This is a genomic window from Nakamurella aerolata, from assembly GCF_013002705.1.
In the GTDB taxonomy this organism is placed as follows: domain Bacteria; phylum Actinomycetota; class Actinomycetes; order Mycobacteriales; family Nakamurellaceae; genus Nakamurella; species Nakamurella aerolata.
On the sequence record NZ_JABEND010000012.1, the window covers coordinates 1 to 19,865 of the forward strand.

Annotated in this window: 18 protein-coding genes; 6 read left to right on the forward strand and 12 right to left on the reverse strand. The window is 68.9% G+C overall.

Going from position 1 to position 19,865, the window contains the following annotated elements:
- Positions 1–111: 111 nt before the first annotated feature.
- From HKD39_RS16625 to HKD39_RS16640, 4 genes are all read left to right on the forward strand, one after another.
- The gene (locus tag HKD39_RS16625) at positions 112–717 is read left to right on the forward strand and encodes an alpha/beta hydrolase fold domain-containing protein (protein WP_171201002.1); all 606 of its coding nucleotides are present in this window, start codon (positions 112–114) and stop codon (positions 715–717) included.
- 147 nt (positions 718–864) lie between these two features.
- Complete coding sequence (locus HKD39_RS16630; RefSeq protein ID WP_425488468.1) at positions 865–1,173, forward strand: ArsR/SmtB family transcription factor; 309 nt, start codon at positions 865–867, stop codon at positions 1,171–1,173.
- The gene (locus HKD39_RS16635; RefSeq protein WP_171201003.1) at positions 1,170–1,655 is read left to right on the forward strand and encodes an SRPBCC family protein; all 486 of its coding nucleotides are present in this window, start codon (positions 1,170–1,172) and stop codon (positions 1,653–1,655) included. The genes HKD39_RS16630 and HKD39_RS16635 overlap by 4 nt, the downstream gene beginning before the upstream one ends.
- A complete protein-coding gene (locus HKD39_RS16640; RefSeq protein ID WP_171201004.1) occupies positions 1,652–2,101 on the forward strand; it encodes an SRPBCC family protein in 450 nt (149 codons plus the stop codon). The genes HKD39_RS16635 and HKD39_RS16640 overlap by 4 nt, the downstream gene beginning before the upstream one ends.
- On the opposite strand, the gene HKD39_RS16645 is transcribed toward HKD39_RS16640, so the two are convergent.
- On the reverse strand, positions 2,098–3,348 hold the full coding sequence (locus HKD39_RS16645; RefSeq protein WP_171201005.1) for an APC family permease: 1,251 nt from the start codon (positions 3,346–3,348) through the stop codon (positions 2,098–2,100). The two genes, HKD39_RS16640 and HKD39_RS16645, sit on opposite strands and share 4 nt — an antisense overlap.
- The gene (locus HKD39_RS20680) at positions 3,345–3,653 is read right to left on the reverse strand and encodes an Rv3488 family transcriptional regulator (protein WP_171201006.1); all 309 of its coding nucleotides are present in this window, start codon (positions 3,651–3,653) and stop codon (positions 3,345–3,347) included. The genes HKD39_RS16645 and HKD39_RS20680 overlap by 4 nt, the downstream gene beginning before the upstream one ends.
- Before the next feature lie 136 nt (positions 3,654–3,789).
- On the opposite strand from HKD39_RS20680, the gene HKD39_RS16655 reads away from it, so the two are divergent.
- Positions 3,790–6,825: a Tn3 family transposase gene (locus HKD39_RS16655; RefSeq protein ID WP_171201007.1), complete on the forward strand. Its 3,036-nt coding sequence runs from the start codon at positions 3,790–3,792 to the stop codon at positions 6,823–6,825.
- 43 nt (positions 6,826–6,868) lie between these two features.
- Here the strand turns inward: HKD39_RS16655 and HKD39_RS16660 are convergent, their stop codons facing one another.
- The 8 genes from HKD39_RS16660 to pyrR form a co-directional block, all read right to left on the reverse strand.
- Complete coding sequence (locus tag HKD39_RS16660; RefSeq protein WP_171201008.1) at positions 6,869–7,231, reverse strand: hypothetical protein; 363 nt, start codon at positions 7,229–7,231, stop codon at positions 6,869–6,871.
- Positions 7,232–7,609: 378 nt separating this feature from the next.
- Positions 7,610–8,575: an orotidine-5'-phosphate decarboxylase gene (gene pyrF / locus HKD39_RS16665; protein WP_171201009.1), complete on the reverse strand. Its 966-nt coding sequence runs from the start codon at positions 8,573–8,575 to the stop codon at positions 7,610–7,612.
- Positions 8,576–8,645: 70 nt separating this feature from the next.
- Positions 8,646–9,797 (reverse strand): quinone-dependent dihydroorotate dehydrogenase, encoded by a 1,152-nt coding sequence (locus HKD39_RS16670; RefSeq protein WP_171201010.1) that lies wholly within the window; start codon positions 9,795–9,797, stop codon positions 8,646–8,648.
- 3 nt (positions 9,798–9,800) lie between these two features.
- Entirely contained in the window at positions 9,801–13,271 is a 3,471-nt protein-coding gene (gene carB, locus HKD39_RS16675; protein ID WP_171201011.1) for a carbamoyl-phosphate synthase large subunit, read from the reverse strand.
- A complete protein-coding gene (gene carA, locus HKD39_RS16680; protein ID WP_171201012.1) occupies positions 13,258–14,622 on the reverse strand; it encodes a glutamine-hydrolyzing carbamoyl-phosphate synthase small subunit in 1,365 nt (454 codons plus the stop codon). Before carA ends, carB begins: the two co-directional genes overlap by 14 nt.
- On the reverse strand, positions 14,619–15,974 hold the full coding sequence (locus tag HKD39_RS16685) for a dihydroorotase (protein ID WP_171201079.1): 1,356 nt from the start codon (positions 15,972–15,974) through the stop codon (positions 14,619–14,621). Before HKD39_RS16685 ends, carA begins: the two co-directional genes overlap by 4 nt.
- A 56-nt stretch (positions 15,975–16,030) precedes the next feature.
- Complete coding sequence (locus HKD39_RS16690; RefSeq protein ID WP_171201013.1) at positions 16,031–17,065, reverse strand: aspartate carbamoyltransferase catalytic subunit; 1,035 nt, start codon at positions 17,063–17,065, stop codon at positions 16,031–16,033.
- A gap of 35 nt (positions 17,066–17,100) precedes the next feature.
- Positions 17,101–17,736 carry a bifunctional pyr operon transcriptional regulator/uracil phosphoribosyltransferase PyrR gene (gene pyrR / locus HKD39_RS16695; protein WP_171201014.1) on the reverse strand — a complete coding sequence of 212 codons (636 nt, stop codon included), beginning with the start codon at positions 17,734–17,736 and terminating at the stop codon, positions 17,101–17,103.
- A gap of 336 nt (positions 17,737–18,072) precedes the next feature.
- On the opposite strand from pyrR, the gene bldD reads away from it, so the two are divergent.
- Entirely contained in the window at positions 18,073–18,552 is a 480-nt protein-coding gene (bldD, locus tag HKD39_RS16700; RefSeq protein WP_171201015.1) for a transcriptional regulator BldD, read from the forward strand.
- Between the two features lie 163 nt (positions 18,553–18,715).
- Here bldD and nusB read toward each other — a convergent pair whose 3' ends face one another.
- Both nusB and efp read right to left on the reverse strand, forming a co-directional pair.
- Positions 18,716–19,129, reverse strand: a complete 414-nt coding sequence (gene nusB, locus HKD39_RS16705) for a transcription antitermination factor NusB (protein ID WP_171201080.1) — start codon at positions 19,127–19,129, stop codon at positions 18,716–18,718.
- A gap of 16 nt (positions 19,130–19,145) precedes the next feature.
- A complete protein-coding gene (efp, locus tag HKD39_RS16710; protein WP_171201016.1) occupies positions 19,146–19,709 on the reverse strand; it encodes an elongation factor P in 564 nt (187 codons plus the stop codon).
- Positions 19,710–19,865 lie beyond the last annotated feature (156 nt).

Here is a 19,865-nt window from a genome sequence, read left to right on the forward strand (position 1 = left end):
CCGGCTCGAGCACCTACGCGGGTCAGCGCTCGGGTTCCGCAACCTCATCCACTACATCGCCAGATCCCTACTCGAAGCCGGCGGATTCAGACCCCAACTACACCGTCAACTGTGAAGAGCCGCATTACCCTTCTCAACCAGATGGCCGAGAACGATTGGCTCTGTCTGAGCGCGAACTATCGACTGCGGCGGTCCGGGCAGCATCCGAACCCGCTGATCGACACTAAGAGATTGATCGCGTGGGTCCGGGAAAACGACACAGAGTTGGGTGCCGACACAACCTCTATATTTCTCGTCGGCTGCTCGGCCGGCGCGCATCTGGCGGTCAGCGCTGCGCTTACGCCGAACGTCTCCGAGTTCCAGGCCGGGTTCGCCGACACCGACACGAGTGTTGCCGGTGTAATCGCGTTGTACGGCTACCTCGGACCACGTACCGCCGACCCGTCAAGCTCACCAACGAGGCTCGCCGCATCCGACGCGCCGCCAATGCTGATCATCCACGGAGCCAACGACACCGCGATCCCCGCCAGCGATTCGCGAGCAGTTGCTGCGACTCTGAGCCGCGCATCCGAAAATCCCGTCGTGTTCGTCGAGCTCCCGCACACCCAACACAGCTTCGACAGATTTGCCTCGGTTCGTTCCCGCGCGGTCGCCGACACCTCCGCCAGCTTCCTCGACTGGGCGCGAGAGTACGCCCGCCGAGGGGAGCGGCTATAGACGATTACCGTGTCGAACCTCGCGAGCGACGCGCGCAGCAACGCCGAAGTGCGTCCCGCACGAGGATCCTCAGATGAGACTGCGGAACGGCACTTGCACAGTCGCTATGTGCGTCTACACTTACCGTTAGTGAGTACTAACGGAGCGGTGTGGGCGGCGCTGGGTGATCGCTCGCGCCTGGCAATCGTGGAGCGGTTGTCGGTGAGCCCTTGCGCGGTGGGTGAGCTGGCGGAGGTTCTGCCGGTGACGCGGCCGGCGGTCTCGCAGCATCTCAAGGTGCTCAAGGATGCCGGGCTGGTGAGTGATGCGACCGAGGGCACCCGGCGGATCTACCGCTTAAACCCGGCCGGCGTCGCGGCGCTACGCGACCAGCTCGACACCTTCTGGAGTAGAGCGCTCGCCGGCTACGCCGCCACCGCGAACGAACAATCCGACAACGACCAGGAGCCGTCATGACCGTCCCCTCGACCACAGAGGTCCACCAGCAGCTGGTGGTCGATACCCCGCTACAGCAGGCGTTTGCGGTCTTCACGGAGCGGTTCGGCGACTTCAAGCCGGCCGAGCACAACCTGCTCAGTGAGCCCATTGCCGAAACTGTGTTCGAACCTCGTGTCGGCGGGCACCTGTACGACCGCGGCGTGGACGGCGCGGTGTGCCGGTGGTCCCGGGTCCTGGCGTACGAGCCCCCTCACAGGGTGGTGTTCAGCTGGGACATCGGCCCGACCTGGCAGGTCGAGACCGATCCAGCACTCTGCAGCGAGGTGGAGGTTCAGTTCATCCCCGAAACCCCGGATCGCACCAGAGTGGAGCTGCACCACCGCCATCTCGACCGTCACGGTCCGGGATGGGAGTCTGTTCGCGCCGGCGTCGCCGACGACGCCGGCTGGCCGCTCTACCTCCACCGTTACTCCGCGGTCATCACTGGCGACGAGCGATGACACCGGTCGTTGCGACCATCCAGGTCGAACGCCCCGCAGCCGAGGTGTTTGCCTACGCCACCGACCCCACTCGATTCGCCGAATGGCAAAAAGGCGTCGTGGACGGACATCTCGACAACCCCAGCTCCCCCGAGATCGGGACCAAGTGCGTCACCACGCGCAGGATCGGCTTTGCCGATCGCCCCATCACCTCCGAGCTGGTGCACATCGATCCGCCGCGCACCTGGCGTATCCGGGGTATCGACGGACCGATCCGCGCAACCGTTGACGTCGCAGTCGAACCCCAGGACAACGCGCGCTCGATCCTGACCATCAGCATCGACTTCGAAGGACATGGCATCGGGAAGATCTTGGTACCCCTGGTAGTCGTCCCAGAGGCGCGCAGGGAGATGCCGGGGAACCTGGAAGAGCTCAAACGTCGCGTCGAGATCTCCCCGACGACCTAACTGGTGCTGCTGCGGTGAAGCCGGAGGCGGATGGTTCGGTAGCCGAGTCCGAGGGCCAGGACGAGGATGCCGGTGACGATCGAGGCGATCGGGAGGGTTGCGACGAGGATCAGGCATCCGATCGCGCCGCTGATCTGCAGGTACCGGGGGTAGCGGTGGTGCTCGGGGTGTTGGGTCCACGCGGCGGCGTTGGCGACGAGGTAGTACAGCAGCACACCGAAGCTGGAGAATCCGATGGCGCCGCGCAGGTCCACGATTGTGACCAGTACGCAGACGATCACGCCGAGGGTGATCTCGGCGCGGTGGGGCACGCTGAAGCGTGGGTGCACGGCGGCGAACCAGCGCGGGATGTCGCTGTTGCGTGCCATGGCCAGGCTGGTGCGGCCGATGCCGGCGATCATGGCCAGTAGCGCCCCGAGCGCTGCGGTGGCGGCACCGATCCGCACGATGACTGTCCAGGACGTTCCGGCTGTGGCGGCCACCGAGTTCAGCGGCGCGTTGGTCGCCGCGAGGCTCGCGGGGCCGACAGCGTGCAGTGCGGCAACGGCCACCAGGGCGTAGACGGCCAGCGTGATGCCCAGCGCGATGGTGATCGCGCGTGGGATCGTTCGGGCCGGGTCCTTGACCTCCTCACCCAGGGTCGCCACCCGGGCGTAGCCGGCGAAGGCGAAGAACAGAAAACCGGCCGACTGCAGTACGCCGTACCCCGTCACCGCGGGCCCGGGAACACCTTGGCTCGTGGTGTGGGTGGATCCGATGATCACCACGGCGGTCAGCGCTAGCAGTGACACCGCGACCAGGATGCGGGTCAGGAACGCGGTGCGGGTGATCCCGAAGGCGTTCACTGCTGTGAGCGCCGCGACGGCGAGGACCGCTGTGGGTTTCACCCACGCGGCCGGGACGACATAGGTGGCGAACGTGATCGCCATCGCTGCCGAGCTCGCGGTCTTGCCGATCACGAACGACCAGCCGGCGAAGAACCCCGCCCACGCACCGAGCCGCTCGCGGCCGTACACGTACGACCCACCCGAGGTCGGGTACTGCGCCGCGAGCTGCGCAGATGACGTGGCGTTGCAGAACGCGATGAACCCCGCGATCACCAGACCGATGAGCAGACCCCCACCGGCCGCCGCAGCTGCAGGTCCGAACGATGCGAAGATCCCGGCACCGATCATCGATCCGAGCCCGATCACCACCGCGTCACCCAACGACAACCGCCGAACCAGATTCCCAGACACGTCGGTCATGACCGGCCGTCCTTCGGCAGCACTTCACCCGCGAGTTCCCGCACTGCTCGCCGCCCCTCCTGCAGTGCCGCTTCCCCGGCAGGTGTCGCCCGGTACACCCTCCGCGACCTGCCCTCCACGACGACCTGCTCCGACACCAAGAGCCCGTCACGCTCCAGGCGATGCAGCGTGGGGTACAACGTGCCCGGCGACAGGGAGTACCCGTGACGGGCCAACTCCTCACTCATCCACGCCCCGTGGACCGGCTCCTCACTGGCGTGATGAAGCACATGCAGAACGATCGCCGCTCGCTGAAGCTCATGCACACCGGCCACAGTATCGGAGTCCGATATCGGCTGTCGACACCAAGGCTCTCGGCCCGGGAGGCGATCCCCATACGGGCGGGGGCAACGGTCACTGCTGGCCCTTGTCCGGTGTTGATCGCCGTCGATAGCGTGCCTCATGCCGGTTCGGTTCCTGTCCGACGCCGAACTCGCGCGGCTGAGCACCTGGCCGGACGAGATCGCCGACGATGACCTCGTCACCTACTTCACGCTGACCAGCGACGACAAGGCCTGGCTCACCGCGACCGTCCGGGTCGAGAACCGCCTCGGCGCCGCGGTTCAACTGTGCACGTTGCCGTGGCTGGGCTGGATCCCGGACGATCTGGCCGCCTGCCCTGCGGCCGCGTCCAGCCGCCTGGCCGACCAACTACAACTCGCCGCCGCAGAGGTGCCGGGGCTGCTGTCGGCCTACGGCGGCTGGGAGGGCCGGACCCGACGCGATCATCGGGCGCTGGTCCTGGACCGGCTGGGGTGGCGAACCTCCGACGCGGGCGATCGCAAGCAGCTTGACGCCTTCCTCCTCGTCCGCGCTTTGGAGCACGACGCACCCGGCGTCCTGCTTCAGCTGGCCTGCGACTGGCTGCGCAACGAACGGATCGTCCGCCCATCGGTGGACACGTTGTCCCGGCGGGTCGCCGCGGCCCGCGACGGCGCGCGTGCCGAGACCTACCACCGGCTGGCCTCGTTGTTGGCTCCGCCGCGTCCGACCCGGTTGGACGGGCTGCTGGACGTGGACGACGAGCTGGGCATGACTCGGCTGGCGTGGTTGCGCCGCAGCGCGACCGCCGCCACCCCGGAGGTCCTCAAGACAGAGCTCGCCAAGCTGGAGTTCTTGCGCGCTCAAGGCGCCGATCGGCTCGACCTGTCCGCGCTTCCGGCTGGGCGGCGACGGATGCTGGCCGAGACCGGTCGACGCTCGACCAACCAGGCGTTGCAACGTGCCGACGTCGACCGCCGCTATCCGATCTTGCTGGCGACGCTGGCCGAGACCTACGTCGAAGTCCTCGACGAGCTGGTGCAGCTGCTCGACCAGGCGCTGGCCGGTGCCGACTCCCGCGCCCGCTACGAGCTTTCGCAACGCGTCGTCGAGCGGGCCAAGGTGGAGATCGACCGCGGCCGGCTGCTCGATGAGGTGCTCGACATCATCGCCGACCCCGGCGTCTCCGACGCCGACGCTGGGCGGCTGGTCCGCGCGCGGGTCGGCATGACGCGGCTGCAGGCCGCCCGCCGGCCGGCCCGTGAGCGGGAGCCGCGTGACCACGGGCATTTCGACCTGCTCGCCGCCCGGTACAAGTACCTGCGGACCTTCACCCCGGCCGTCATCGCGGCGCTGCCGCTGACCGGCAACACCGCCAGCCCCGACGTCGCCGCCCTGCTCGACGCCGTACAGACCTTGCGCGAGCTGAACGTCGCCGGCCGCACGAGCGTGCCTGAGGAGGCGACGAGCGAGAGTGCGACGTCGTTCGTGCCGGCCCGCTGGCGCGGCTATCTCGAGCAGACCCGCGGACAGGGCCGCGGCGCCGCCTACCGGCACTACTGGGAACTGAGCGTTCTCTACGGCGTCCAAGCGAGGCTGCGTTCCGGCGACGTGTGGGTGCCGGGGTCGCGCCGCTTCACCGACCCGACCACGCTGCTCATCCCGGCCGACACCTGGGCAGCGCAGCGCGACGAATTCTGTACCGTCGCCGGAACCGCGCCTGATCCGGCACGACAGCTGGAGCGGCTGGAGACCGAACTGCACGCCGCCGTCGCAGACCTTGAGCGGGTGCTCGCCGACCCAGTCAGCGAGGGCCTGGCCCGCGTCGGCGAGGACGGCGACCTGATCGTGTCGCCGCTGCCCGCCGAACAGGTCCCGGCCGAAGCCGACGCTCTCGCGGAGGCGGTTGCCGCACGGCTGCCGCAGATCCACCTGCCGGCGCTGCTGATCGAGGTCGACCGCAACACCGGCTTCAGCGAGGCGTTCACCCACGCCGGCGGTGCGCAGCCGCGCAACCCGGACCTGGTCCGCAACCTCTACGCCTCCGTGCTCGCCTACGCCTGCAACCTCGGCTACGCCGGCATGGCCGACGCCTCCGGAATCTCCGAAGAAACCCTGGCCTGGACGTCACAGTGGTACCTGCGCCAAGACACCCTGCGCGAGGCGAACGCTCGCCTCGTCAACGCTCACCACCGCCACCCGCTCGCCCGCCTGTGGGGCGGCGGCACGCTGTCATCCTCGGACGGGCAGCGGTTCCCGCAACGCGGCCGCAGCCTGACCGCCCGGGCGCTGTCGCGCTACTTCCTCGACGAGGGCACCACCTCCTACACCCACGTCTCCGACCAGCACTCGACCTACGGCACCAAGGTCATCCCGACCACCTGGCGCGAGGCCGTCGCCGTGCTCGACGAGATCTTCGGCAACCCCACCGACCTCGCCATCGCCGAGCACACCACCGACACCGCCGGGCAGACCCTGGCGACGTTCGCGATCTTCAACCTCGCCGGCCTGCAGTTCTCGCCCCGCATCCGCGACATCGGCCGCCTGCAGCTCTACCGACTCGGCGCCAGCTCGGCCTGGCGCGCCCGATACCCGCGAGCCGGCGCGTTACTCACCCAGCCGATCCAAACCCAGCTGATTGCCGATCACTGGAATGACCTGCTCCGCCTGGTCGGATCGATGAAGTTCGGGCACACGACGGCGAGCCTGCTCATCGCGAAGCTGCACGCCAGCAGCCGGCAGAACACCCTCGCCCGAGCGCTGCAGGAGTATGGCCGGCTCGTCCGCACCATCTACCTGTGCCGCTACGTCGCCGACGAGGAGCTGCGCCGCCGGGTCCGGCGCCAGCTCAACAAAGGCGAGAGCCTGCACGCGCTGCGCCGTGACCTGTTCTTCGCCCACCAAGGCCACGTCCGGCGACGGCACCTCGACGACCAGGTCGACCAGGCGCTCTGCCTGACCCTCGTCACCAACGCCGCCGTGCTGTGGACCACTACCTACCTCGGTGATGCGCTCGACGCCCTGCGCGCGGACGGCTACCCGGTCACCGACGAAGCCGCCGCGCACCTGACACCCGCGCAACACGACCACATCAACTTCTACGGCACCTACTCCTTCGACGTCGAGACCGAGCTCCGTCGCGAAGGTCACCGCCCACTCCGATCACCGGCAGTCTGACCAGCCGATAGCCCAGTCAGAAGGGACCAGTTTTGCTCCGCTGCTAAGGGGACCCCAGATAGTCGTGCGCTTTGCCGTCGGTGCTCATGTCGTTGACCTCGCCGCGCAGGTTGGTCTCTTTGGTGATCACCCGCCCGCGCGCGTCGATCCGGAAGAACACCACCACCCGCGCGCTGCCGCGCGAGCACGACATGAAACCCCGGGTGACTCCGAGGTCGGCCTTGGCGGCGACGGCCGGGTCGGTGCAGGCCCGGACGAGCGCGGATCGGCCCCAGCTGGGGGCTGCTCCTGCGGCCCCGGCCGACCCAGCTGACGCTGTCGCCGCGCCGGTGCCGGCGGCAGCGGCCGGTGTGGCCACCATGGGGGCGGCGATGGTCAGCGCCGCGGCCGCCGCTCCGATCGCCATCGCCGTCCCCACGCGCTGACAGCGCGGTTGGCGCCGGCCGCGCTCGCGGTGCGCGGACTGGTGCCCATGCCGGGGCCGAATCCCGGGTGACTGCGGTGCCGCTGCGCTGGGCGACGGTGCACCCGAAGCCGGTGCAGCAGATGACGGTGCGGACGATGACAATGCGGTGAATGACGGTGCAGTAGACACGGTCTCGCCCTCCCCTATGAGGTGCCGGCCCGGACCCCCCCCGGACCGTTGCACGTGAGGGACGGTGCACCGCCGGAAAGGTTGCTCGACAGCGCCGAGATTGTCGCGAAAGTTCGTGAACTGCCGGTACTTTGCCGGTCGGGTACCGGCAGCTTGCCGGTTCCAGCCGCTGCGGTTGGAAGCCGCGGCTCAGTGCCAACCGACTCCGGCGCGGGCAAGGTCGTCGCCAAGGCGGCGCGCCGCGGCCGCCAACGCCGCAGGGTCGGGGCCGGCGGCAAGTACCTCGCGGCTGGCGCTCGGCAGCACCCAGCGCAGCGCGTCACCGAAAATCGACCGCAGGCTGTCGACGGTGCCGCCCTGGGCGCCGAACCCCGGTGCCAGGATCGGACCGTTCAGCTCGTCGAGGCGCACCCCGAGCCGGTCAAGCGTCGCGCCGATCACCACGCCGATGCTGCCCATCGGTGCGTCGCCGGCGTTGCGGGTGGCCGCGGCGTCGATCACCTGTTGGGCAACCGTCCGCTCCATCCCGGCTTGGCCTGCGTCGGCCGGACTGTCGGCCGGATTCTCGGCTGGGTTTCCGGCAGCCGGGTTCCCGCCACCAGGGCGGGGCGGGATGGCCCGTTGTACTTGCGGGCCTTCGGGATTCGATGTCAGTGCCAGCATGAAGACCCCGCGGCCGGTCCGCTCGGCCAGGTCCAGCGCCGGTGTCAGCGAGCCGACACCGAGATAGCCGGAGACCGTGATCGCGTCCACCGCCAAGGGTGATCCGCCGGCGAGGTAGGCCCTGGCGTAGGCATCCATGGTTGAGCCGATGTCGCCGCGTTTGACGTCGAGCAGCACCAGCGCACCGGCATCGGAGCAGCGAGCGATGGTCTGCTCCAGCACCGCGATGCCGGCGCTGCCGAAGGCCTCGAAGAACGCGCTTTGCGGTTTGACCACAGAGCAGGTGGGGCCGAGCCCGTCGGCGGCGTCGAGCGCGAAGCGTTTCAGACCGTCGACGGTGACCGGAAGATCCCAGTCCCGCAACAACTGTGGGTGGGGATCGATGCCGACACACAGCGGTCCGCGTTGCCGCACGGCGTCGGCCAGCCGAGCGCCGAAGCTGACCCGGTTCGGGCTGGGGGTCGGCTGGTTGCTTGCCGCGTCGACGGTCACGGTCTCATTCCTTCGATCGGTGTTGCTTCGTCATGTTCGTGGACATGCTTGTCCCGTCATTCCGTGTCGGTCATTCCGTGTCGGTCATTTCGCGGGTGTCATTTCGCTGCCTACGTTGCGGTTCGGCCGCCAGCGCGCCGGTGATTTCACCGACCAGAGCCGGCCCGCGGTAGATGAAACCGGTGTACAACTGCACCAGCTGGGCTCCGGCGTCGAACATGGCCAGCGCGTGCTCCGGCCGGCTGATGCCGCCGACGCCGATCACCGGCAGGTCGCTCCGCTCCGCGACGAAGCGAACCACCTGTAACGCCCTGGCCCGCAACGGTTCGCCGGACAGCCCGCCCCGCTGCCGCGCGGTTGCCAGATCTTCCGCGGCGAGCCGGTCGCGGGTCAGCGTGGTGTTGGTGGCGATCACCCCGGCAACGCCCCGGTCCGCGCAGACTTGCAGCAGTTGGTCGATCGCCGCGTCGGTGAGGTCGGGGGCGATCTTGACGCAGATCGGCAGCCGCCGGCCACGACGCTGGTCGGCCAACCGGTCGGCCTCGGAGATCAACGTCGCCAGCAACTCGGTCAGTGCAGCGGCATCCTGCAACCCGCGCAGGCCAGGGGTGTTCGGCGACGACACGTTGACGGCGATGTAGTCGGCCACCTTGTGCACAGCGCGCAGCGAGGTCAGGTAGTCGCCGATCGCCTTGTCCACGTCGGCGACTCGCGACTTGCCGATCGAGATGCCAAGCGGCACCGGCAGTTCACCGCGCCGGCGGGCGGCGTCGACTCGGTCGGCGATGGCCTCGGCGCCGGCATTGTTGAAGCCCATCCGGTTGATGACGGCTTGCGATGCCGGCAGCCGGAACAGCCGCGGTTTGTCGTTGCCCGGCTGCGGCACCGCCGTGACGGTACCCGCCTCCACGAAGCCGAATCCCAGCGCCGGCCAGGCGTTCAGCGCGCGTCCGTCCTTGTCCAGGCCGGCAGCGACCCCGACGGGATTCGGGAATCGCACGCCGAACACCGTGCGCGCCTCCCCGGCCGGCTGTTGGCCACACAGCGCGGTGAGCGCCCGGGCAAGGGTCCGGCTCCCTGACACCGCAGCCAGCGCCCGCAGCGAGCGCTCGTGGGCCAGCTCCGGCCCGAGTGCGGAGCCACCGCCGGCGCGGAACAGCGCCGGCCGCGCCAGCCGGCGATAACCGTTGTCCACCAGGCGTTGTCTCAGCTGGCCGCCCATGAATCAGCGTTCCGAACCGGCGTCGGCCGCTGCCGGGGTACCCACCCGTGCGCTCGCCTCGGAGCGCAGCGCATGCAGGCTCTGCAGTGGGCTGACCGTCAGGTCGCTGCGAATGGCCGCCTCGATGCCCTGCACCGCGGCGGTCGCTCCGGCAACCGTGGTGATGCACGGGATGTCGGCACCCACCGCGGCGGTGCGGATCTCGTAACCGTCGATGCGAGGGCCGGCGTTGCCGTACGGAGTATTGATCACCAGGTCGACCTGCCCGGCCTTGATGCGTTCGACGATGTTGTCGGTGGACTCGTAGTGCTTGCGCACCGTTGCCACCTCGATACCGTTGCGTCGCAGCACTTCCGCAGTGCCTTCGGTGGCCAGCACCTCGAAACCCAGGTCGGCCAGCCGCTTGGCCGGCATCACGATGGCCATCTTGTCCCGGTCGGCCACCGACACGAACACCGTGCCGTGAGTGGGCAGCGATCCGTACGATCCGGTTTGCGATTTCGCGAATGCCGGGCCGAACGCCTTCGCCAGGCCCATCACCTCGCCGGTGGAGCGCATCTCCGGACCGAGCAGTGAGTCGACGCCGCCGCCGTCGGGCCTGCGGAACCGGTGGAACGGCAGTACCGCCTCTTTCACGGCGACCGGCCAGTCGTCCGGCAGCACACCGGCATCGCCGCTGGGAACTAGCACCCCCTCGGCACGGAGCTCGGCGATGGTGGCACCCGTCATGATCCTGGCGGCGGCCTTGGCCAGCGGCACCGCGGTGGCCTTGGACGAGAACGGCACCGTCCGCGAGGCCCGCGGGTTGGCCTCCAGCACGTACAGCACGCCGTCCTTGAGGGCGTACTGGACGTTGAGCAGCCCGCGCACGCCGATGCCGAGCGCGAGCGCCTTGGTGTGCTCGCGAATGGTGGCGATGTCGTTGCGTCCCAAGGTGATCGGCGGAAGCGCGCAGGCCGAGTCTCCGGAATGTACGCCGGCCTCCTCGATGTGCTCCATGACGCCGCCGAGATACACCTCGGTGCCGTCGCACAGCGCGTCGACGTCGATCTCAAGGGCGTCGTCCAGGAACCGGTCGACCAGTACCGGGCGGTCGCTGGCGATCTCGGTGGCCCGGGAAATGTAATCGGCGAGGGCGGTCTCGTCGTAGACAATCTCCATGCCGCGGCCACCGAGTACGTACGACGGCCGCACCAGCACCGGGTAGCCGATCCGCTCCGCCGCGTCGCGGGCGCCCTGGAACGACGTCGCGGTACCGAAGTCAGGTGCCGGCAGACCCTTCCGGTCCAGCAGGTCGCCGAAGCGCTGCCGGTCTTCAGCCAGGTCGATGGCTTCCGGCTGGGTGCCGAGGACGGTCACGCCGGCCGCCTTCAGCTCGGCCGCCAGCTTCAGCGGGGTCTGGCCGCCCAGTGTCACGATGACACCGGCCACCGTGCCGGACTGCTGTTCTGCGGCAATCACTTCCAGCACATCTTCGGTGGTCAACGGCTCGAAGTACAACCGGTCGGAGGTGTCGTAGTCGGTGGACACGGTCTCCGGGTTGCAGTTGACCATTACCGTCTCGAAGCCAGCATCCCGCAGTGCCAACGCGGCGTGCACACACGAGTAGTCGAACTCGATGCCTTGGCCGATCCGGTTGGGGCCGGAACCGAGAATGATGACCTTGGGCCGCTCGGTCTGCGCCGACACCTCGGACTCGGCGGCCGGGTCGGTCTCGTACGCCGAATAGTGGTACGGCGTATGGGCTTCGAACTCGGCGGCGCAGGTGTCGACGGTGAGGAAGACCGGCCGGATGCCGGCGCCGTGCCGGCGCGCCCTTACCTTGGCCGCCGAGTTCAGCAGGTCGTCGTCCGGCCGCAGCTGCGCGAGGTCGGCGTCGGACAGTCCCGCGTTCTTCGCCCGGCGCAGCAACTCGTCGTCCACCGTGTCGGCCGCGGCCAGCCGATCCGCCAGCGCGGCGATCAGGGCCAATTGATCGAGAAACCACGGGTCGATGTCGGTGACCTTGTGCAATTGCTCGACCGACACCCCCGCGCGCAGTGCGGCCAGCACCCGGTACCAGCGGCCGTCCTGCGGCACCGCCAGCGCCGCGACGTAGTCGTCGAGCTCGGCGGCCTCCGGCACCGGCGCCGCCAGATAACCCTGCGCCTTGGTCTCCATGGAACGCAAGGCTTTTCCGAACGCCTCGGTGAACGACCGTCCGATTGCCATCGCCTCGCCCACCGACTTCATGGTGGTGGTCAGTGTCGGGTCGGCCCCCGGGAACTTCTCGAACGCGAACCGCGGCACCTTCACCACCACGTAATCCAGCGCTGGTTCGAACGCGGCCGTGATGTGTTTCTCCGACCCCGGGGTGGACTCGGGCAGTGTCGCCGTCGTCGTGTCCGGGGAGGATTCGAGTTGTGTCCCCCCGAGGGTGGTGGCTGTCCCCCCGAGGGTGGTGATGTCGTTGGCGATCTCGTCGAGGGTGTAGCCGATGGCCAGCTTGGCGGCGATCTTGGCGATCGGGAAGCCGGTGGCCTTGGAGGCCAGCGCCGAGCTGCGGGACACTCTGGGGTTCATCTCGATGACGATCATCCGGCCGTCGTCAGGATTGACGGCGAACTGGATGTTGCAACCGCCGGTAGCGACGCCGACCTCACGAAGAATCGCGAAGCCCAGATCGCGCATCCGCTGGTACTCACGGTCGGTCAGCGTCATCGCCGGGGCAACGGTCACCGAGTCGCCGGTGTGCACGCCCATCGGATCGAGGTTCTCGATGGAGCAGACGACAACGGCGTTGTCGGCACCGTCCCGCATCAGCTCGAGCTCGTACTCCTTCCAGCCGAGCACGCTCTCCTCGATGAGTACTTCGGTGACCGGCGAGGCCGCCAGCCCGGCCCCGGCGATGCGTTCGAGATCTGCTGCGGTGTAAGCCATTCCGGAGCCAAGACCGCCCATGGTGAACGACGGGCGGATCACGACAGGCAGACCGAGTTCTTCGACGGTGGCGCGCACCTCGTCCATCGAGTGGCACACCGCCGAGCGCGGCACGTCACCGCCGACCGAGCGGACGATGTCCTTGAAGAGCTGGCGGTCCTCCCCGCGTTGGATCGCCGGGATGTCGGCCCCGATCAGCTCGACGCCGTACTTGTCCAGCACCCCGCGTTCGGCCAGCGCGATTGCCGTGTTCAGCGCGGTCTGGCCGCCGAGGGTGGCCAGGCAGGCGTCCACCGGAAACCCGGCGAGTTGCTGGTCGGCCAGCACCTTTTCGACGTAGTCGACGGTGATCGGCTCGACATAGGTGGCGTCGGCGAACTCCGGGTCGGTCATGATGGTGGCGGGGTTGGAGTTGATCAGCGAGACCCTGATGCCCTCGGTGCGCAGCACCCGGCAGGCCTGGGTGCCGGAATAGTCGAACTCGCACGCCTGGCCGATCACAATCGGCCCTGAGCCGATCACCAGTACGTGCTTGATGTCCTCACGACGTGGCATCTGCGGTGTCTTTCTGTTGGTCGGGCTGGGAAGCGTCGGTGCCGGCGGTCGCGGCTGCTGAGTGGGCCCGCATCAGCGTGATGAAGTCGTCGAACAGGTAGCCGGCATCGTGCGGACCTGCCGCGGCCTCCGGATGGAACTGCACCGAAAAGGCGGGCGCAGCAGCGCATTCCAGCCCCTCCACCACGTCGTCGTTCAGACAGGTGAAGGCGATGCGCGCCGGGCCGAAGTCGGTGTCGAAGTACTCACCGGCCGCGGCACACGCGGGCGCCTGCACCGCGAATCCGTGGTTCTGCGCGGTGATCAGCACCCGGCCGGTGCGGTGGTCCTTGACCGGCTGGTTGATGCCACGGTGCCCGAAGGTCAACTTGAAGGTGCCAAGACCCAATGCCCTGCCGAGGATCTGGTTGCCGAAGCAGATACCGAAGAACGGGATCTTTCGCTGCAGGGCTTGCCTGGTGAGCTCGACCTGCGGGTCGGCGGTGGCCGGGTCGCCTGGGCCGTTCGACAGGAAGATCCCGTCGACTCCCCTGCCGTCCTCCAGCGCCAGCACGTCGTCGATGGTGGCGTCCGCCGGCAGGACGTGGGTGCGCACGCCACGGGCGGCGAACATCCGCGGGGTGTTGGACTTGATTCCCAGGTCGAGCGCCGCGACCGTGAGAGTGCGGTCGCTGCCGGATGTTTCGGCTCCGGCCGTGAGTCCACCGTTGGCACCGGACCCGGCACCAGGCTCCGCACCGGGCAAGTCGGCTGCGGCGTTCGGCGCAACGACGTAGCTGTGATCGGTGCTCACCTCGTTGGCCAGGTCGGCGCCCGCCATCGGTGCGATGGCGCGCACCTTGGCGAGCATGTCCGCGTCGTCGGACAGTGCCGGGCCTGAGAAGATGCCGCACCGCATGACGCCGGCCGACCGCAGGTGCCGGGTCAGCGACCTGGTGTCGACACCGGCGATCCCGACCACCTGCTGACGCTCGAGCTCGTCGGCCAGCGAGCCGGCCGCCCGCCAGTTCGACGGCCGCGGGGACAGCTCGCGAATCACGAAGCCGGCCACCCAGATCCGCCCAGACTCGTTGTCGTTCAACGTGTCCACGTCGCCGGCGATGGCGTCCCGGCCCGGGGAGTCGGACCCGACCCAGCCGGTGTTACCGATCTGCGGCGCGGTCGCCACCACGATCTGCCGCCGGTACGACGGGTCGGTCAGCGTCTCCTGGTACCCCGTCATGCCGGTGGAGAAGACCGCCTCGCCGAACGCGGCACCGACCGCGCCGAATGCCGTGCCGCGGTGGATCCGACCGTCCTCAAGGACGAGTGCCGCCGGCGTCGGGTGCTCGGACTGCTGCTGTGCGCTCATGCGGTCACCTTCGACAAGCTGTCGGTGGCCCGATCTCGGCTCGAGTCGGGTTGCGGGGCAACGAGTTCACCGTCCAGCGCGGTTGGCCGGCCGCGCAGCACGGTCGCCCGCACGGTGCCGGGCAACGTCATGCCGTTGAACGGCGTGTTGGTGGCAAGGCTGGCCAGCCGGCTGCCGTCCACCGTCCAGCTGGCGGCCGGATCGACCAGCGTCACGTTGCCAGGTTCGCCGACCGCGATCGGCCTTCCGTGGCCGGCCAACGCGCCGATCCGCGCCGGACGTTCGCTCATGGCGGCGGCCACCCCGCGCCAGTCCAGCAGCCCCGGCTGCACCATGGTGGCGATCACCACGGACAGCGCGGTCTGCAGGCCGAGCATGCCAGGTGCCGCTGCCTCCCACTCACATTGCTTGTCGTGCAGCGCATGTGGGGCGTGGTCGGTGGCGACGATGTCGATGGTTCCGTCGGCGAGCGCGCCGCGCAACGCGGCGATGTCGGAGTCGGTGCGCAGCGGCGGATTCACCTTGAACACCGGGTCGTAGCCACGGGCACGCTCGTCGGCCAGCAGCAAGTGGTGCGGGGTGACCTCGGCCGTCACCCGCACGCCGCGCTGCTTCGCTTCCCGCACCACCCTGGCCGCCCCCGCGGTGGACAGATGGCACACATGCAACCGGGAGCCCGTCTGCTCGGCCAGCAGGCAGTCGCGGGCGATGATCGACTCCTCCGCCGCCGCCGGCCAGCCGGTGAGCCCGAGATCGGCCGCGACCGCGCCCTCGTGCATCTGGGCACCAACGGTGAGGCGTGGCTCTTGGGCGTGCTGGGCGATGACGCCGTCGAACAGTCGCACGTACTCCAGGGCGCGGCGCATCAGCAGCGGGTCGGCAACGCAATCGCCGTCGTCGGAGAAGACCCGCACCGCTGCCGCGCTGTCGGCCATCGCGGCCAGCTCGGCGAGCCGTTCGCCCTTCCGGCCGACGGTGACGGCCCCGATCGGTTGCACGTCAACAAGTCCGACGGCCTGTCCGAGCCTCGACACCTGCTCTACCACGGCAACGCTGTCCGCGACGGGCCTGGTGTTCGGCATGGCGAACACTGCTGTGTAGCCGCCGAGTGCGGCAGCGGCGCTGCCGGACGCCACCGTCTCGGCGTCCTCCCGTCCCGGCTCGCGCAGGTGCGCGTGCAGGTCGACCAGGCCGGGCAGCAGAACCGCGCCATCGCCGTCGATCTCGGTGACGTCGGCGCCCCGCTCGGCGGCGGCCGCGGCGGCGCCGGCACCGATGTGCGTGATGACGCCGTCGGTCAGCAACACGTCGGTGACGTCTTCGCCGTACGGCGCGGCGCCGCGGATCAGCACCGCTGCGGCGGTACTGGTTCCGGTAGTGGCGCGCCGGTTGGTGCCGGGGTGGTCAGTCACGCGGTCTCCGTTTCGGTGGCAGCAGCCGGTGCGGCGTCTGACGGCTGGGCGTCGGCGGTAGCGGGGCCGGATCCGGCCATCAGGTAGAGCACCGCCATCCTGATGTTCACCCCGGCGGCGACCTGGTCCAGGATCACCGAGTTGGCGGCGTCGGCGGTGGCCGGGGCAATTTCCATCCCGCGATTCATTGGGCCTGGATGCATCACGATGCCGTCCGGCCGCAGTAGCCGGCGCCTGCGTTCGTTGAGCCCGTACAGCCGCGAGTACTCAGCGGCAGACGGGAAGTAGCCGGAGGTCATCCGCTCGGCCTGCACCCGCAGCATCATGGCGACATCGGCGCCGTCCAGCGCCTGGTCGAGGTCGTGACCGAGTTGTACCGGCCAGTTCTCCACCCCGGCGGGCACCAGCGTCGGCGGGCAAACCAGCCGGACGTCGGCGCCGAGGGTGTTGAGCAGCCAGATATTGCTTCTGGCCACCCGGGAGTGCAGCACGTCACCGACGATCGTCACCGTTCGGCCCGCGAGGGTGCCGAGCCGGCGGCGCATCACGTACGCGTCCAGCAGCGCCTGGGTTGGGTGCTCGTGGGTGCCGTCACCGGCGTTGATCACCGTCGCATCCACCCAACCGGCCACCCGCGCCGCGGCACCGGAAGCCTTGTGCCGCAGGACGATCGCGTCGACACCCATCGCATCGACGGTGGCGACGGTGTCACGAAGCGACTCGCCCTTGGACACCGATGAGCCCTTGCCCGAGATGTTGATGACGTCCGCGGACAACAGTTTGCCGGCCAGTTCGAACGAGCTGCGGGTGCGGGTGGAGTCCTCGAAGAACAGGTTGACGACGGTGCGACCACGCAATGTCGGCAGCTTGCGGATCTGCCGGCCGGCACCGGCCTGTTCGATCTGCGCTGCGGTGTCAAGAATCAGCTCGGCCGCGTCCGCCGACAGGGTCCTGGTGTCGAGCAGGTGCCGCGGCAACCCGGAGCCGGCCGCGGCATCTGAGTGGCGTGCGGTGGTCGGTGCAGCGGTCATGTCGGAGTTCCCAACGGTCGGCGTCGCAGTCGGGGTCATCGGCGGATCAACTCGACGGCGTCCCGCGGATCGAGGTCGCGCAGCCGGACGGCGACGCTGTCCGATCCCGCCGTCGGAATGTTCTTGCCGACGTAGTCGGCGCGGATCGGCAACTGCCGGTGCCCGCGGTCGATCAGCACGGCCAACTGCACCTGGGCGGGGCGGCCAAGATCGCGGAGGGCGTCCAGCGCGGCCCGGACGGTGCGCCCCGAATAGAGGACGTCGTCCACCAGCACACAGCACTGGCCGTCGACACCGCTGTCCGGCAGTGTGGTGGTGGCCAGCGTGCGCGGCGGTTTGCCGCGCAGATCGTCGCGGTACAGGGTGACGTCGAGCGAGCCGACGGGACAGGGCCGGCCGGCGAAGGTGGCGATCCGTTCGGCCAGCCGCTGCGCGAGCAGCACTCCTCTGGTCGGGATGCCGAGCAGCAGCGGGGTGGTGTCGCCGTTGCGCTCCAAGATTTGATGAGCAATGCGATCGACCGTGCGCCGGATGTCCGCGGCGTCAAGAACGGTCGCCACCGTGGCATCGGGCGCTGGGTCCGACTGGCCGGCGGGCGACCCGGTTGCCGGTGAACCGGCGCCGGACTCGGCGTCGGCGGGCCGGCCGGATGCGGGCGTGCTGCTGCTCAACGGTTCTCCTTTTCCGCCTCACTGGACGGGTTTGAAGGATGGTCCGAAATCTGTCGTCCAGCCTACAGCCCTGCGGTCAGGCAGCTGACCCGTGCGGCCACCGCGCGATCCTCGTCGAAGCAGTTCGCGTTGCGCGACCCGGCGGTACCACTCGACACTTCAGGAACTCATTCGGGCAGCGCTCTCGCGCAAAGCCGGACGGTTCGACTACGCTGAGTAAAGCAACGCAACGATCACGGTGCGTTAATCACTGGTCACCAACCTGGGTTGGTCCCCCGGGCCGTCACGAGGCGGGAGCCGCGCACGCCCCGCCCGCAGCAGGAGGACAGAGCCGCAATGCCGGACTATGCACACGCCCTGGGAGCCCGGTTGCGGGCAATCCGAAATCAGCAGGGCCTCAGCCTGCACGGTGTCGAGGAAAAGTCGGACGGCAGGTGGAAAGCCGTGGTGGTGGGCTCGTACGAGCGCGGCGACCGGGCCATCACCGTGGTCAAACTGGCCGAGCTTGCGGAGTTTTATTCGGTGCCGATCACCGACCTGCTGCCGGACGTCGCAAGCAATGCGCCGACAGCACCGGCCACCAGATTGGTGATCGACCTGGAGCGGCTCGCTGAACTGCCGACGTATCAGGCCGGCCCGTTGGCCCGCTACGCCGCGACCATTCAGACCCAGCGCGGTGACTTCGCCGGCAAGACCCTGACCATCCGGGCGGAGGACCTGCGCTCACTTGCGGTGATCTACGGGATCGCGCCAAGTGCACTGGCCGAGCAACTGGTCGACTGGGGTGTGCTGCCCGAAGGTACCGAGATCAACTAGCCACCCGCCCACCCGAATCTGCCAATCCCCCGCACCCACCGAATCCACCGAGTTCACCGAATCCGCAGTGGCCGCCGACGTTCCGCAAACCGCTGACACCGCAGCGACTGCGGAGCCGCGGAGGCGGCGGAGGCTGGCGGCCCGATGCCGGCCCGATGCGGGCTCAGCCGCGCAGTTGCGGCGCGATGCTCGCGATCTGACCGAGCACTCCGTTGATGAACTTGCCGGAGTTGTCGGTGGACAGATCCTTGGCGGCCTCCACCGCCTCGTTCACCACCACTGCCGGCGGCACGTCGTCGGCGTACAGCAGCTCGTAGGCGCCGATCCGCAGAATGGCCCTGTCCACCGCGGGCATCCGGTCGACCGTCCAGCCCTCGGCGTGCTGGGCCAGCAGCTCGTCGATCCGACGGCTGTTGCCGGCGACGCCGCGGATCAGGCTTTCCGCATAGTCGCCCAACGGCGGCAGCTCGGGCGCGTCGACCCGCTCGGCCAGCAGCTCAAGCGGGTCGATGTCGCGGGCCTCGGCGGCATACAGCACGTCGAGGGCGCGTTTGCGGGCCTTCGACCGTGCGGACAGATGCCGGCGAGGTTGGTCAGCCGGAGACACGGCCGAGGTAGCGACCGTCGCGGGTGTCCACCTTGATGCGGTCGCCGGTGTTGAGGAACAGCGGAACCTGAATCTCGGCACCGGTTTCCAGGGTGGCCGGCTTGGTGCCGCCGGTGGAGCGATCACCCTGCAGGCCGGGGTCGGTGTGCTGCACGGTCAGTTCCACCGAGGCGGGCAGCTCGATGTACAGCACGGTGCCGTTGTTCTGGGCGACGGTGGCCTGCTGGTTCTCCAGCAGGAAGTTGGCCGCGGTGCCGACGGTCGCGCCTGGCACGTGGATCTGGTCGTAGGTGTCGCCGTCCATGAAAACGAAGTCGGCGCCGTCCTTGTAGAGGTAGGTCATGTCCCGCTTGTCGACGGTCTCGGTGTCCACCTTGACGCCGGCGTTGAAGGTCTTGTCGACGACCTTGCCGGACAGCACGTTCTTCAGCGTGGTGCGGACGAAGGCTGGGCCCTTGCCGGGTTTCACGTGCTGGAACTCGACGATGGTCCACAGCTGGCCTTCGATCTTGAGAACCAGGCCGTTCTTGAAATCGGCAGTGCTCGCCACTTCGATCTCGCTTTCTGTTGGTCGTGCTGGGTCTTCCCTGACGGCGGCACGGTGCCGGGCGTGCAGCCTGCGCCGAGCCACGGCGCTGCCGTCGGCAGCCGATCCGCCATGGGGGTGTGATCACTGGGCGGCGTTGCCCCGGCCGTTGGCCGGGCC